Here is a 15,953-nt window from a genome sequence, read left to right as displayed (position 1 = left end):
TGCAGTAAAATCACATTTTTTATGTAACAATATTTTATACAACCTTACAATCAAAGGCTGCTAAAGAATAGCATAATCCGGTGTGTGCCCTCTTCTGTAAACCAGCACAGTTCTTAAGAACGTCATAAATATATCACCATTCTGCTTGATACCTCTAGTCTCAACGGTAACTATACCTTGAGCGGGCCGCGACTTCGATTCACGCTTAGAGATAATTTCACTTTCAGCATAAATAGTATCCCCTTCAAAGACTGGTTTTAACAACTTTACTTTATCCCATTCCAAATTGGCCACAACCTTTTTACTAATCGTATTAACAGTCATGCCAGTTATGATTGCCAAGGTTAAAGTACTATCTACCAGTGGCAATTTCCACTCTGTACGCTCAGCATAGTGCGCATCAAAGTGCAACTGAGCAGTATTCATAGTAAGTAGTGTCATCCAGACATTGTCAGTTCGTGTCAAGGTTCTACCAGGGCGATGCTCTATCACCAGTCCAACTTCGAAGTCTTCAAAATAGAAACCAAAATCCTCTCGAAATCGGTTTTCTTCAATTTCTTTATATGGTTTAAAATTCACGATATTCTCCTGTAATTCTTCCCCTTAAAAAATCTCCAAGGTTCCTACTTCACGCACACCTCATAAAAAATGGCGTAAAATCACACACACCAAAAATAATCTAACAACTTAGATTAATCATCTGGCACACAACCAATCTATTCACACACCACGCACTGCACGATTTCACCCTAAACAGATACTTTAATCCCGCTCAGGAGAATAGCTAAGGCTATAAACTCTTGTTGCTTTAAATTAATCAAGGAAAGCACCTTTTCAATCTATTGGCAGAAAAATCATTACAAAGTGCCCCCGGCTATTTCTTGAAACCATCCTACACCCACACTCATAAGCCACTGAAAAATACAACCGTAAAATAACGACAATACGTAACTTACCAGACAAACTGAGCCAGAAACTAACTAATTGTGCACCAAAGTTCCACCATGTAAGAAGATGTGATAACCAGAAGTAGAACAGCAACAACGTGGACATATAGAATTGACTCGCTTACTAAAAAGTAAGCAGTATCTTTTGTTGAATCTGCCTGGTCAGCATCATCGATCAGTACTTTTAAATATATAAATGGGTAATCAATATGGAAGTTGAACTTAGCACTAAAGACGGGACTTTAGACCCCCAAAATCCAAACCCTGCTCCAGTAGAAGCCAAGTACACACCTGACAACCCTCCCACTGGATGGAGCTACATTAATTACAAAAATCAACCGGGCGGAGGATTCCAATGCCCTAACTGCAATAGAGTTGAAGACGGTGCAGATGTAGATGGGCATAGCTGCAACTGAGTGGAAGTTATTTAGGGCAAAATACTATTTTTGCCCTAAATATACATTAATATTTCACATGCCAGCTATAGAACTAAAGCGATTATATTTGAGACCACTTATTAATATAAGACCTCAGACAGTGAGGCTAAAACGAATAATTCAATAGCCCTTTAGCTCCAATACATTCAGATAAAATATAAGCCAAAAACCACCTCGAGAGATAGAAACACGAGAAGCAATAAGAAAGAGGATAAAATATAAATCTTCCCCACCACAAAAAAAACAAATAATTTCCCAGTGAAACAGCCACAAGCCCTCCCCAATTAAATATCTTTACGACTGTCTGGTAATCGATATATAAAATGTAAAAAATATTTATATATTCACAGTCACCAAAAGGTATTTTTAATGCAAAACTAATACGCCACTTAGTACTCTTCTTAATAAAGAGGATACAGGTTGAATTTGGCATGAGAACCAGATACTTACTACTTACTATTACTTTGTTAGCTTTTGCTTTCATTGGGACTGTTTATTTCTACAACAATCAACTTGCTGAAAGCATCAAGTTTAATGCGACTCCTGTTTCTGATGAACCAATAGTCAGCAACAAGGGGCTTGAAGACAAAGATACTATCAAAATCCTTATCATCGATGGTGGTGGTATTCGCGGTCTTATCCCTCTTTATGTCCTTCAATATATTGAGGACAAATTAGGTAAGCCTACCAGTGAAATTTTTGATGTGTTTAGTGGGGTATCAACCGGTGCCATCATCGCAACCGGGTTAAATATGCCTCATCAGAAAGACTACATGTTCAAGGATGAAGAAGCAGAGCTTCATTCGAAAAGTGAAAAAATTATTGATATCTATAAAAGCGAAAGCGAATATTTGTTCTCTTCGCCATGGTATCACAAAATCTTAACAGTAAATGGCTTTTTATCTCCTAGATTTCTGGGAGATCGACTACATGAAGTCATGCAAAAGCACTATAGTAGCGAACTGAATTTTAGTGAACTAAATAATTACGTCATTATTCCATCACTCGATATCCATACCGGTAAGCTACATCTATTTAAGAACCGCGGCGAAGATAGTAGCGAACTGCCGACAGACACTCTTTACCAACTGGTAACAGCTGCCGCCGCCGCAGAGACCCTTTTTCCGCCCGTAGACTTTATGAGCCACAATGATGATGTTAAACATCGTTATTATTCAGATGCAGGAATATCAGCAAACAACCCTGCAAGCATTATTCTGCGTGAAATCATCAAAGAGTTCCCTGGAAAAAAATACTATGTACTTGTTTTAGGCGCAGGTACTTCTCCACTAGAAACTATGGAGAAAAATTACCGAGAACTCAAAAATTGGGGAAGATTGAATTGGATGCAGGATGCCATATCCAATGTACAGAGATCAATGGATGACCAACAAATATACACACTTGACATAGCAAAATCACTTGCTCCTGAAGGCCAAATAGAATTCAACTATTTGAATGTTGAAATTATTGACCCCTTTGTAGATCCATTCGATTACAAATCAATTGACAAGTTGAAAATATTATCAGAAAGACTTATTAACGATAATAAAGAAGAAATTTGCCACGTTCTCAAGCATCTTGGTGGGGAGACATAACAATACCTAGCTCCCTACTTCAAGATCTATTTCCCGGCGCAAGGGCTTGCCAGCAGACTTTGATTACCGTTCAGTTATCCCGTCAAGCAAACTTTAACCTATAAAACTCTGCGACCAACACCAAAGGCTCCCGCACTAGGGGTTGGACATTAACTATCCAGCAAATAGTCATTCTTCAAAGGTGTAATCTGCTGATATTGATCAAGGCTCTCACGTAATTTATCGTTATATTGGTACAGACTGAATGGTCATATATTGAATAAATTTCCAATAAGGAGTCTATGCTATGGCAGTTCGATTGGGAGATGGCTATGCGGCTTATCGTTTCAGGCCGGAGTGTACTTGGGTAACCGGCACCAATGCAGGAGAATTAAGATCTGACGGTTATGGCTCCTGTGTAGGACTGGTACTTTATAGTGGCGCTCCCAGAAAGATTGGGGTAGTCGCTCACTTCTCTGGTTCAATGCAAGCTCCACAGGTAAGGGATGATACCTTTGAGATAATGGCAGCGGTGTGCCCTATTGCACCGGGAAGAAAGTGGAGAGGATGGGTGTTTGGCGGCGTATCTCTAAATGGCAACTCTTCGCACCAAACAATGAGTGGGAACGGATCCAGCCTAAGACATACTCAAGCCCTGATTGATGTGGTACGTGGAGTACTGGATTTTAATCGAATGTTTGATGTTAATTTTAATATCTCTAACCTGGAAAAATTTAATTTTAATAGTCAGGGAGTCTTTACCGAAATGTCCCTACGCCAAGGTGATACCTATGTTGGACACCAAGGTGTGAAGCTGGATCTCGCGACCGGAAGAGTTACCTGGGATGATCGTAATCACGGGTCAGGTAAGTCAAAAAGTAAAGAGATGGTGAATTCTATGTTTTGATCATTAAGGTTAGACCTGACTGGTAGTACCACTTACCTGCCAGGTCTAACTCACTCGGCTTAGAGGATCATATTTAGCCTTAAGGATGTTGTATTTCAGATCCGGCCTAACTCTACTCTTATCCCCCCTCTCCCCTACCGTAACCCTTACAGAGCTCGACATAAGAGCGAGATGATATTACTAAATAAAAAATTCCTGATACCATCAGTACCAGCCAAATACTTGATACAAAATATAGAGTCCATAAATAGGCTAAGAATGGTAACGTGATAAGCGCTAACTTTCGTACACCCGTACCCGTAATATGTAATGATGCATAAATAGATATCAAAATAGTTAGAGAAGCGCAAACCAGAAGCAGCGATGAAGACTTCATGGTCAACATTATCAGGCTCAGTAGAACAAAAACTATAAGTCCAAACCACCGCATTTCAGGTTCTAGTGCTCCCATGCTGATAGGCGCAGCCATATAGCCAACGACATGATACCCAGTAACAACCACCATAAGTGCTGCCCAGCTATCCGCATTAGCTAGAACAACAGCTGCTAATACCCAGTTGACTAGCATGGACCGTCTGGAAATATTATGTATTGGATCTAAAACCGCGAGCCAACGAGGCATTTGCCCAACTGTAGCCATCGCGAATAAAATTCTTGATGATGCACCAAGATAAGTATACCCAGAGGCAGAGGGGCTAGTTACGCTGTCAGCGAGTAACACTAACGCTAGAAAATGCAGACCAAGAAGGGTAGCAAGATCTAGAAGTGGAGAGGTAAAGTTCAATCCCCGCCAACCACCAATCTCAACCAGCAGGTCACGCGGAATCGCCTCCATAAAAGCAAATTGTAACGCAAGATAAACCAGGGTGATAATCACTACTGACAATGTTATAGCCAGTGGAATATTACGTCTTGGCTTCCTAATTTCACTGGCAAATGCAACACTAATTTGAAACCCATTGTATGAATAAATAAGTCCAGCGCCAATGATGGCAGAAAATGCACTACGAAAATCAAACTGCTGATTGTAAGAAAGGGAGAAATTTGAGCTGGTTTGATTACTGGTAAAAACCACAATGAGAAGCACAGTAAGCGCAAATAATGGAGTAAAAATCTTCAGTACAGTGACTACATTATTAATTTTAGTAAGCCAACGAATACCGTAAAAGTTAATTAACAGATAAACAGCTAAAATACTGAGTGCAAGTACCTTCCCCCATATAGTAAGAGTATGATTTTGTATTAGTATCGCAGAACCGATAGCAGATGATAGATACTGTGTTGTAGCCTGTGCTTCTGTAGCCACAACCATCAAGATACCAAACCAGTTCGCAAAAGCAAAAGGCATACCAAAGATGCTATTGTGCGAAAGGGCACTAGCTTGGGCCAAGGCTCCACGCACTGGGTAAGTCGCCACAATACGAGCAAGGCAAAGCCCTACCATCAAGACCAACAGAGCAGCAAGTATCCATGCCGCAAAAGCCCAATTACCGGCATATTTCGCCGTTAATTGAGCACTAAACAACCACCCTGATCCTATCATACAGGTGGCACTGAGTAATGTTGCGCTAAAAAGCGAAACTTTTTTCTTGCCACGCTTGGTATGATGCATATCGCTGATTTGTGTAAAATAATGGAATAAGAACAGTTTACAGTTTCACTATGCAATGACAAATGCACAGACTAACCTTTTCAGTACCAGCAAAAATAAGCAGGTCTTTATCCGTCATCAAAAGCATTTTAAGGGCGTATATATCATCTAAATTCACTCAAGGTTAAACCTTATCCCTACCTTTCAGCTAACACGTTCCATACACAATTAGTTAAACGGTAGAGCTTCAGAGGGAATAGCTTCTCGCCCCTATTGCCATCACAGCTTAATCAAAATTAGTCCTCAAAGTAAGCAACATCTATAGCGCGTCCCCATATATAAAAACTTTTTAAGATCTATGAGTCTGAAATATTATATTTTTTCTTCACACACTCCCGAAAGGTTCCAAAGTTAAAGGGGCCAGGAACAAAGACAGGCTTGCATAAAACAGAATTTCCCTTAACCCAGTAAGGTGTTCCTGCAACAATTTTGGTATCAATAGTGGCTTGAAAAATTGGTGCACCAACTACACCAACCGCTTCAGGGGAGGGGTTTTTCGGAAGTGAATTAAAGAACACATCAGCCTCTCCATCCCTGATTGCTTCATAACATTCCTTTATATCAAGCTGTCGTTTAGTGACAACCACATTCTCTGGAAAATACTGATTTGCTGTTTGAGTTGAAAGGTTTCCAGTACAAATTCTTATACTTGGATTAGACTGCAAATCGTCAATGGAACTAACTACATAGGGAGAGCCAACAGGTATATGAATAAACTGGCCAGAACTAATAATGGTGCATGTTGACCGACGCCCCTTCAGCCTGCGCAGATTTTCAGACTCACCACCTTTTGCATTAAACTGACCTATAATATCAACGATGATACCTGGGTTATTAACGAATTCGAACATCTCGTAGACTTCACTAAACGGGCTAAGGTTTGTACCAAAGATCCCATCCTGTAAGGCAGAAGTTGTATTGAAAGGAAATGGAATTTCAATGGAATTTACCTCTATCTGCTCCACACTGTAATGCTTGGCAATTTCTCTGAGTATTTCTGCAAAAATATCGTCAAGTATGCTCGAGCCATACATACCATTATCAAACCAATCAGAAGTACTAGCTCCAGAACTAATAAACCAGGGCATCCCAGCTACATGCCCACGGCGTATTTGACCTGAAGACAATATCTTGGCAAATCGTCCCCTGGGCTTGGCGGGAAAGGGAGTGATCTCTGGGTTTGGAAGGCAGTCAGCTTGATTTACAATGTAATCTGTTGCATCAATTACTCCTGGAATCGGCTCAGCAAAGTCTTGGATTATTTTTCGATATTTACCGCTATTAATAACTCTTACCCAAGCAGCGTCAAATGCGTCAACTAACTGATCATCGCCATCTACTTTTCTACTAGAGCCGGCTTGAACCTGGCTAACAAATAAAAGAGATGCTAATAAAAATATTTTCAGGAAAATATGGTTATTCATAGTGCGGCCTATTGGTGATAGATAATCGATTTCTGCAATTGCTGCACATTATTTAGCTCACCATCCCAAAAAGTGCTAACCAAGAGTGCAAAATACTCAGGTAAGTACACCTTTTACATTCTCTGTGACTATACGTTCACGGTATTCAGAATGCCCCACAATTACCAGCTCACTTTTTTGGTTTATTTAATAAGAAGCCACCCATCTGAAGTATCAGTCACCACGCTAGAAGAGTAAAAAGAATTACCTCTGAAATTTCATATACAAAACACCGTATCTAGTGGTGCTCAATGAGATTTTTAATATTTATAACTAATAAAAGATAAGCTTGTAGATGAAACATACATACATCTAAAAGTCACAAAGTAATATTACTTCTCCAATCGAACACCATTACAATGAGTTTGAACCAATCAGGTAGCACAATGAAAACTTGGCGGCCAGCAATTATATTTTTCCTACTAATCTTTGTTTTCGGCATCACCGCCTATATTTACAATCATCATTTTACTGAAAAGATAAAATTCAACAGCCCCCCCCGTTACAGAAGAAATAATTATCAGTGAGGATCGCCTAAAGAAAAAGGAAACTATCAATATCCTAATCCTGGATGGAGGAGGAGTTGGTGGTGAAGAAATCACCAACCTGCCTTCGAACAGTCCCTACCAATTAGTAATCGCAGCTTCTAGTGCTGAAATGTTTTTCCCCAGTTGACTTTATGATCATAAATAGAGATTTTAGCCACCGATACTTTGCCGATGCAGGAGTATCGGCCAATGATCCCACCGCATGATATTACTGGATATCATCGAAGAATTTCCGGATAAAAATTATTATGTGCTGATTTTAGGCGCAGGCTCTGCTCCTCTCAGCAGAGTAAACACTAGTTATGAAGAGGTAAAAAATTGGGGGCAGTTACGCTGGTTTCATGATATTATCACGGATGTGCAAAGATCGATGAATAACCAGCAACTATACACACTAAAGATTGCCAAACTATTATCTGCCCTGGAAAGGTTGAGTACGATTATTTGAACGTTAAGGTTATTAACCCAACAGTTGGTATCTTTGATTATGAGTCTATGGATTCTCTAAAAATCCATGCCGAGAGATTACCTGAAGCAAACAAAACTCAAATAGACCAAGCTGTCAAACAGCTTAAGCAAAGATCTGAGTAGCTAAACCTTTCCACTCCATCTCTTATCCTCTAAGAGGAGCAACAAGATTCACTGCCTTTTTGAATCGGAGGGCATGGAACTGACCCATAGGAGCAAAATACACAGCAGTCACCTTGCTTGGGGCTTAATAATTTCCCACACTGCCCGCACTCATAGAACCATTGACAAGCATTAACTGGCATACTTTCTACCTGTTTATACCCACACTCAGGGCAGGTAATCGTAGAAGTTAGAATTTGTTCTCTCATTACCAGTTCTTAGCCTCTCACATGTCTACAGTCGAAATAACAGTTGTCTTGAACTCTTGATAATCACAAAGCTATTTCAGATAACTGCTACCAAGAACCAGTAACTCTATAAAACTATCTGTCAGGAATCACTATCTACCCTTATGAAATTGCGGCAACCTTTAAGGCCTCTGCATTTCGTCGAATAAAATCATTCCATGTAGCAGGCAACCTACCAACAGCTGCCTTGAATGCGGCCTCATCAAAAGTCCGATCTGCATTAGGTATTGCGCCAGCTGCATTTAAACGGAACTGATCCCTAATACAGGCCATATAGACAGGATCAGCGCCAGCAGCTACAGCCTCCTCATAAAAGATCTGGGGGTCAAGTGGGCTTAACGCTATTGACTGCCCTACCAAGTCACTCATCATCTCGGCAACCTCAGCCATACTCGCAGCATCATAACCGAGACGCCAGACTTGACCGCTAAATCTATCAGGGCTTTTAAGGGCTGCAGCCGCGATTGCCGCTACGTCACGAGCATCAACCCAACTCCAGCGAGCATCACCGATTAGGTTGGTTAAACTGCCATTTTGCAGCCACCCAAAACTAATCAGGTTTTGCATAAAGCCCTCGGGACGTAGATGGGTATACCTAAACCCTTGCTGCTCAATATAAGCTTCTATCATCTGGTGCCACCCCCAATGGGAAACCTCGGCGGTATCAGCACCAGAAGCGCCGATATGGACAATATGATCAACTTTTGAGCGCCTTGCAGCATCAATAACACGTTTCGAGTGCTTCAACATATCTACGGTGTAACCGGTCATCAAGAGAATTCCGTCGACACCAACTACTGACTTCTCGACTGTAGTCATATCATCAAGATCAAGCTGAATTGGCTCCGCGCCAATATCAAGCATCGACTGCGCCTGATCATCCCGCCGGATAGCAGCAACTGTTTGGATATCCGGGTACTTGACTAAAGAATAAACGACTTCCGCACCTACTTTCCCAGTAGCACCAATAACGAGGAGGCGCCTCTTCTTTTGATTACTCATTAAAGTACTTTCCCCTACTTTTGTTACTTTTCATTAGACTACCCACTTTTGTCATCTGATATCGCTAGGCTAAATCATGAAATAAGAAAACCTGAGTAGACTAATTAAAGCGTATTGTAATATGGGGAGATATCTATCTGCGCCAGAGAAGTGGGGTAACATCCTGTCCTGCAAATCACTTGACCTATGGACTTATCTTTCAGCTAATATAATCTAGTAGCTATTACCAACCTACATAAAATTGATAATCTGGCGCCTTTAACACTCGCTCCAATAAGCTTCTATCCTTCCTAAATACGCTTCCTATCTTAAACGGCCTTCTCAAAGTTTAGCGAATGAATCTAAGATTTCCCCAGATTAGTAGAACTTAATTGTTAGCCGTCAATCTAATATAATAATTTTGTACATGCACTAATTCTCTTACTCAATCTACAAAAATGCTTCTTAAATTAAGATAGAGGGGGCCGATGAAAATACTGATTTTATTATCAGCACTCTGTATCTACTTCATAAGTAACACAGCCTCTAGCGAAATACTGAACAATAAAATAAAAGATTCTAACTTTAACTCACTGAAATCTGTTACTGAGCGCGCAATCGCCAACTCTGCTTTTTTCAGCGAAGATATACTTCAATTAATAAATAGATCCAATTTTGATTTTAAGGAGTCAAGTGAATCTGCACAAGTCCACCTATACATTGATAACACTTCGGCATCTATTATCACTAAGAAATCTCAAAGTAATTCAGATTTTTTGGATATTACGATCAGAGCAGCTGACGCTAATTATCACATTAAGCTTAACAACCAAAAACCCGAGTACATTATTTCCGGGCATGGATCAAAAATTGATATTGAAGGGAAATTATTGCTTTGTATTATTGTCGGAAAAATGGAATTAAAAGGATGGAAGAAATCTGAAAATTTATACAAATCTGCATCATATAAGATTGCGAACTGGTTCTCTGAAATGCCTACTGGCATGGTAATTTATACTATTGATTCGATAAAAAAAGACAATAAAAAGTAAGAAATGCTGGTATGTCAATAGCAAGGTTGCCTGGCCCTTACCTCAAGACTATTTATATTCACTGAGTTTAGTAGGATTTCTTCCCGAAAATTCTACAATCTTGGCCAAAATATTTGCGAGCACTGGTCTTTTAGGGCCCACTCAAAAGAACTTAGAGCATATGTGCCGCTACCTTACTATCAATTCATTAAAGCAATGAGCCACTTAACAGTCGATTAACTTTGCGATACCAACCAAGTTTGGGGCTCTTTATTTTTGAGCGTTTTTTGACGACAATCAATAAACCCTTTAACGACTCAGAGAATAATAATGAAGGATTTTTTGATTGTTGGCGGTGGCCATAACGGCCTTGTCTGCGCCTGCTATTTAGCCAAAGCGGGAAAAAAAGTAACAATTCTTGAGCGCCGGACTATTGTTGGCGGAGCTGCAGTTACTGAAGAGTTCCACCCAGGATTCAGAAACTCGGTAGCGAGCTACACCGTGAGCCTGCTCAACCCGAAAATCATCGAAGACCTTCACTTGCGTGAGCATGGCCTGGACATCAAGTTACGGCCACAGTCAAACTTTTTCCCACTTACAGATAGTGAGAGTCTCTCCTTCCATAATAATCTGGCAGATACACAGACAGAGGTCGCCCGCTTCTCAGAAAGGGATGCAGCCACTCTACCCGACTTTTATGCCATGCTGGAAACCGTAGCGGATATTTTACGTGAAGAATTGCTACGCTCTCCCCCCAACGTGGGTGGCGGGTTTGTAGATTTGATTCGCGCTGGTAGCTTTGGCATGAGAGCGAAAAAGCTCAGTATGGCAGCTCGCCGGGATGCACTCGACCTGTTTACCAAGAGCGCTACCAGCGTGCTGGATGCCTGGTTTGAAAATGACCATGTCAAAGCAGCATTTGCCTTCGATTCTATTGTCGGTAACTATGCCGCTCCCAGTACTCCCGGCTCCGCTTACGTGTTACTGCACCATGTGTTTGGCGAGGTTAATGGTGAGAAAGGCGCTTGGGGTCATGCCATGGGCGGCATGGGTGCTATCACACAAGCCATGCGTAAAGAGGCTGAGCGCCTGGGGGTCACTATTCGCACAGACGCCGAAGTTAAAGAAGTCCTGGTTGATGGTGGTCGCGCTAGCGGGGTGCAGCTAAGCAATGGAGAGACCGTAACCGCCGGCAAAGTAATTGCCAATGTTGGCCCTAAACTACTCTACTCCCAGATGATTGACGAACAACACCTAGAGCCGGAGTTTCGTCGCCGTGTGCGCGGCTTCAAGGTAGGGTCCGGAACCTTCCGTATGAATGTGGCGCTGTCTGAACTACCAGATTTCACTTGCAAGCCCGGAACTCACTTACAACCACACCATCAATCTGGAATAGTCATTGGCCCTACAATGAACTACTTGGAACAGGCCTATGTGGATGCGACACAACATGGCTGGTCGAAGCAGCCCATTGTAGAGATATTGATCCCCTCTACCATCGACCCCTCCTTAGCCCCTGAGGGCCAACATGTCGCCAGCCTATTTTGCCAGCAATTTGCTCCAGAACTGTCGGACGGCAATAGCTGGGACGACTACCGTGAGCAAGCGGCACAAACCATTGTCGATACCGTCACTAACTATGCTCCCAATTTCCGTGACTCCATCATCGCCCGGCAAATTCACTCACCTCTGGATTTAGAGCGCAAGTTTGGCTTGATGGGAGGCGATATCTTCCATGGTGCCTTGGGGCTGGACCAGCTTTGGAGCAACCGCCCCTTTATGGGCTTTGCAGATTACCGTACGCCGATTCAAGGTTTATATCTCTGTGGCTCCGGTACGCACCCGGGAGGTGGGGTTACTGGAGTACCTGGGCATAATGCTGCACTGGAGATTCTGAAAGATAGATAAGACTCGCTCGAACTGACCCTATGACCCCAGTACGGCCACTATTCACAATAGTGTTCAGGTCAAGATTAACCACTCAAGATACCAGCTGGTATATACGTTATTTGAATGAGTCCCTGCACTTGCTGACAAGTGCAGGGACCATAATGGGAGAGGCCTCTAGCTTTGCTGGATGGGAGGGAGCTGGCAGCCTGCATGGCCTATAAAGATCTTGACCTTACCTGGACCAACATCATCAAGACGCTGTAAGAGTCCAAATCCATCTTAATTCAGCAACGGATTCACACAACAATTTGCAGTCAGCCACCATACCTTGTGCCGATGCTTGGTGGTGATGCCCAAGGGCTTACCTTGTTACTCTAGGTGTCACACCAGCTGATATTATGCTAGAGCTACGACAAATATAATAAGAATAAGAAAAGTAAGTTCTTACCCCTTACCTCTATCCATATGACCAGTCAATGAAAAGATCAGCGCCACAATAATGGACTGGGTACAGCCAACCTTTTAAGCCTTAGGCTACTCCAGACTGGTACTTTGAATTTTGATGAATGCTCTTTCAAAATACACATTTATAGCCCAAGGCTTAAAATAAATCGCATTGACCGCAAAGGCTGAAACTCCAACCACCCCAATCAATAGAGCTCCACCAAACCATTTGGCTGTTATTTTTATCATTATCGACCCCTCCTACTTTAGACCGCCATTGTCACCATGCTAATAAGTGAAGTACAACCATTTGAACCAAGCAAAGCGTCGAACAAACTAAATTAGGCGATAAAATGCACATTGCAGACGCATCAAGTCAGGGGCGCCACTCCTTAAGGAAAATCAAAATTCCTAATTTTTGTGTAAATTACCATTGCACTAAGTTGCTATCTATTTACGGGGGCAAGAAAGGAAAAACATAAGTTGGTATGAGAGATATGGGCATATACTCACTATTAAAATAAGAATATGACTAGTAAGGATTCAATGGAAGGTACCCAACGATCCCTTAAATTCTAAATAAATGATCATTAACAAAGGTAGAAATTACTTAATTGCAGATCCGGCCATAAGTTACTTGGAGCAGGCCTATATGGATACGATGCAACATGGTTGCTCAAAGTAGCCCATTGTAGAATCGTTAACCCCCTCCATCATTGCCCCCTCTCATGGCAGAACGCCAATATGTCGCCAGCCTATTCAGCTAGTAATTCCTTCCAGAACTGCCTGGCGGCAAGAGTTGGAACAACTTCAATGAAGATATCACACTCCTAAATCGTGACTTTGAAAGTCTCTCCAAACAGATAACAGATTCGACAGATCTAAATATAGCAGAGTAAGCGCAAAATATATGATCTACAAGATTGTCAATATATTCTTAGCTCTACCCAACCACCCACCGAAACAAACAATCAACTAAACAAGCAAAATCTACCCACTAAACTTCTCAAATTTCCAGCACACCTATCCTGGATTTTCCACTTACCCCTTTATGACACTCAAAAAAATTTAGGTGTCATGTTGCTATTTTCACTAAAGGAAATATGCCATCCAGCACACTGTTGCATAAAACTCTCACCTAAATTGCAGAGTCCCAATCTTTGGGCGTCCAGAATCATTGCACTCCAGTACCTGCTTTATCCCTCTAAGATAATAAAAAAATATATATAAATATAACGATTAAGGTGTGATTTCTGCTCATAGGACAAGCTAAACAGATGACATCAGATTTCAGACAAGCCGATTAATTTAGCATTTCTAAATTATCAAGTGTGACTTTCATAGATTTTATATGGAATTATTGATGATAATTTTTTTCATATTTGTAAAAGTACAACAAGTAATGGTTTCTTAAAAGTCTGACTGAAAGAATATCTTTAATCATTTGTTTAGCATTTCAACAAATATCAGCAGCAGGCTTTTTTAATTCTTCATATAAAGAATGTTAATTATTTCTTGAAATACTTAGAGCGTTCTTTGGTATGAAAACTGGCGCTGGTTAGCTTCTAATTTACAATCATCGAGTTGTAAATATGCACGAAAGTACTATATTATGCGCCCGCACAAGAATTAAGTGTGAAAATAAAAAATGGTCGTACCGCTACTAAACATCTATTAATTTAGAGGGATTAGATATGAATAGAACTCATATTTTTCTTTCACTAGCAGTACTCTCAGGGGCATCATATGCAGATCCCCTTTACAATTTTGTTGAGATAGACCAAGCCGCAAGTTTCATCAGCGGGCATAATGTTGCCAAGCAGCCGGTAGTAGACGAGACTGCTGTAAAGAAAGAATATACGTTAATAGAGCGCACTTCTTCTTTAAGCGCCATTGCGGTTACTCCAGACGGTAAGCAATATGTAGCAGACGTAGATGAGAAATCGCTTTCATTGCTGGAGCAAGCTATAGCGATTTTTGAGTCTCAAGGCTTGGATGCAAGTGTTTTTTCCTCTAAAGGGCAATTACCCACTATGGTCGAAGGTCAGGAACGACTGCTACCCACAGTTGTAATAGGCACTGACGACAGAGTTCAAATCACTAATACTGTGCAAAATCCCCACTGGTATAATGGCCGCATTGATGTGGGATGTACCGGTACATTGATTACAGCAAAACATGTCTTAACGGCAGGCCACTGTGTTTCTGATGGTTCCGGCAACTGGTTCAGTTCTCTTGATTTCACGGTGGCCCAATCTGGTAGTTATAAACCCTGGGGCAGTGAAACCTGGACCAATGCTGTAACTACCACCGCATGGCATAATAATGGAGACACTAACTATGACTATGCGATTATTGTATTAGCGGAACCGCCTCACAATGGATATTCAGGATGGGGGGTCTATTCGAGCGGAACCCATAGTGTTACTGGATACCCAGGAGATAAGCCATTTGCTACTATGTGGACTGACTCAGGTAGTACATCCTCAAGTACCTATAGAGTGTGTTATACATTAGATACAGCTGGTGGCCAAAGTGGCAGTGGGATTAAAGATACTAATAACACCGTTCGCGGAATCCACACCACTGGATCGCCCTCACAGAACTGCGGAACTCGCTTAACCAGCACAGTGTATACTACCTTGCAGGATTGGATTGCGACTTACCCATAAAGTGAAAATACCACACTCAAGTTCGGAAAAAGGCGCCCTTGGGCGCCTTTGTTAATAATATGAGAACACTTATTCCTTTGATCTTTTTTCTAGGTGCATGCGGGATAATGGCCGATGATGAGCCCGAATGGCATCGTGTGATGGTGAGAGGCAGTCTAAAGACACCTGATCCCGTTTTACGCGAAGTACAGCGCCTGGAACAACTAGGACAAGTAAAAGATGTCGTTATTCTTGAGTCCTACCCACTACAGATATGGTTTAGTTCCGACTTGGAGACAGCTGAAAAGCTGAAATCTCTGTCAGAAAAATACAGCTCGGTATGCTGAGCGTATGCGATTGCTAGATCTATTTCTCTGCCAGTACATCAAGTAATAATAAACCTCTATCAGCCGAACCAATCATACCGATGCTCCACTTATATGCTCAATCTATGATCAATCAGAGGGAGGCATCTCAGGCCTGATCTAATACCTACTTCTTAGATATTAATAATTCCAGTAAAGAAAAAATACGTGAACTTAAAGTAA

Annotated in this window: 14 protein-coding genes; 8 read left to right on the top strand and 6 right to left on the bottom strand. The window is 41.4% G+C overall.

What is annotated here, in order from left to right:
* Positions 1-60 precede the first annotated feature (60 nt).
* The gene (locus tag ACJJIP_RS06830) at positions 61-579 is read right to left on the bottom strand and encodes a MaoC/PaaZ C-terminal domain-containing protein (protein WP_020413279.1); all 519 of its coding nucleotides are present in this window, start codon (positions 577-579) and stop codon (positions 61-63) included.
* 577 nt (positions 580-1,156) lie between these two features.
* Between ACJJIP_RS06830 and ACJJIP_RS06825 the strand changes: the two genes are divergently transcribed.
* The 3 genes from ACJJIP_RS06825 to ACJJIP_RS06815 all read left to right on the top strand — a co-directional run bounded on the left by ACJJIP_RS06825 (position 1,157) and on the right by ACJJIP_RS06815 (position 3,868).
* Entirely contained in the window at positions 1,157-1,363 is a 207-nt protein-coding gene (locus ACJJIP_RS06825) for a hypothetical protein (protein WP_282953049.1), read from the top strand.
* A 452-nt stretch (positions 1,364-1,815) separates the two neighbouring features.
* Positions 1,816-2,982 carry a patatin-like phospholipase family protein gene (locus tag ACJJIP_RS06820; protein WP_444946498.1) on the top strand — a complete coding sequence of 389 codons (1,167 nt, stop codon included), beginning with the start codon at positions 1,816-1,818 and terminating at the stop codon, positions 2,980-2,982.
* A gap of 286 nt (positions 2,983-3,268) precedes the next feature.
* Positions 3,269-3,868, top strand: a complete 600-nt coding sequence (locus ACJJIP_RS06815; protein WP_353376667.1) for a hypothetical protein — start codon at positions 3,269-3,271, stop codon at positions 3,866-3,868.
* Between the two features lie 118 nt (positions 3,869-3,986).
* Here the strand turns inward: ACJJIP_RS06815 and ACJJIP_RS06810 are convergent, their stop codons facing one another.
* On the bottom strand, positions 3,987-5,480 hold the full coding sequence (locus ACJJIP_RS06810) for an APC family permease (protein ID WP_444946497.1): 1,494 nt from the start codon (positions 5,478-5,480) through the stop codon (positions 3,987-3,989).
* A gap of 335 nt (positions 5,481-5,815) precedes the next feature.
* Entirely contained in the window at positions 5,816-6,943 is a 1,128-nt protein-coding gene (locus ACJJIP_RS06805; RefSeq protein ID WP_444946496.1) for a hypothetical protein, read from the bottom strand.
* Positions 6,944-7,732: 789 nt separating this feature from the next.
* Between ACJJIP_RS06805 and ACJJIP_RS06800 the strand changes: the two genes are divergently transcribed.
* Positions 7,733-7,978, top strand: a complete 246-nt coding sequence (locus tag ACJJIP_RS06800) for a hypothetical protein (protein ID WP_444946495.1) — start codon at positions 7,733-7,735, stop codon at positions 7,976-7,978.
* A 172-nt stretch (positions 7,979-8,150) separates the two neighbouring features.
* On the opposite strand, the gene ACJJIP_RS06795 is transcribed toward ACJJIP_RS06800, so the two are convergent.
* Together ACJJIP_RS06795 and ACJJIP_RS06790 are read right to left on the bottom strand one after the other, a co-directional pair.
* On the bottom strand, positions 8,151-8,369 hold the full coding sequence (locus ACJJIP_RS06795) for a GDCCVxC domain-containing (seleno)protein (protein ID WP_444946494.1): 219 nt from the start codon (positions 8,367-8,369) through the stop codon (positions 8,151-8,153).
* 141 nt (positions 8,370-8,510) lie between these two features.
* Entirely contained in the window at positions 8,511-9,410 is a 900-nt protein-coding gene (locus ACJJIP_RS06790) for an NmrA family NAD(P)-binding protein (RefSeq protein WP_020413285.1), read from the bottom strand.
* A gap of 467 nt (positions 9,411-9,877) precedes the next feature.
* On the opposite strand from ACJJIP_RS06790, the gene ACJJIP_RS06785 reads away from it, so the two are divergent.
* Both ACJJIP_RS06785 and ACJJIP_RS06780 read left to right on the top strand, forming a co-directional pair.
* Positions 9,878-10,441, top strand: coding sequence for a hypothetical protein (locus ACJJIP_RS06785; protein WP_444946493.1), 564 nt, complete (start codon positions 9,878-9,880; stop codon positions 10,439-10,441).
* Between the two features lie 309 nt (positions 10,442-10,750).
* Positions 10,751-12,328, top strand: a complete 1,578-nt coding sequence (locus ACJJIP_RS06780) for a phytoene desaturase family protein (RefSeq protein ID WP_444946492.1) — start codon at positions 10,751-10,753, stop codon at positions 12,326-12,328.
* A gap of 516 nt (positions 12,329-12,844) precedes the next feature.
* On the opposite strand, the gene ACJJIP_RS06775 is transcribed toward ACJJIP_RS06780, so the two are convergent.
* Positions 12,845-13,003 carry a hypothetical protein gene (locus ACJJIP_RS06775; protein ID WP_444946491.1) on the bottom strand — a complete coding sequence of 53 codons (159 nt, stop codon included), beginning with the start codon at positions 13,001-13,003 and terminating at the stop codon, positions 12,845-12,847.
* A gap of 1,445 nt (positions 13,004-14,448) precedes the next feature.
* Between ACJJIP_RS06775 and ACJJIP_RS06770 the strand changes: the two genes are divergently transcribed.
* Together ACJJIP_RS06770 and ACJJIP_RS06765 are read left to right on the top strand one after the other, a co-directional pair.
* A complete protein-coding gene (locus tag ACJJIP_RS06770) occupies positions 14,449-15,426 on the top strand; it encodes a trypsin-like serine peptidase (RefSeq protein ID WP_444946490.1) in 978 nt (325 codons plus the stop codon).
* A 107-nt stretch (positions 15,427-15,533) separates the two neighbouring features.
* Positions 15,534-15,752 (top strand): hypothetical protein, encoded by a 219-nt coding sequence (locus ACJJIP_RS06765; RefSeq protein WP_444946489.1) that lies wholly within the window; start codon positions 15,534-15,536, stop codon positions 15,750-15,752.
* The last annotated feature ends 201 nt before the right edge of the window (positions 15,753-15,953 follow it).

This window comes from Microbulbifer variabilis, from assembly GCF_052467165.1.
This window is presented reverse-complemented; position numbering and strand designations above follow the sequence as displayed.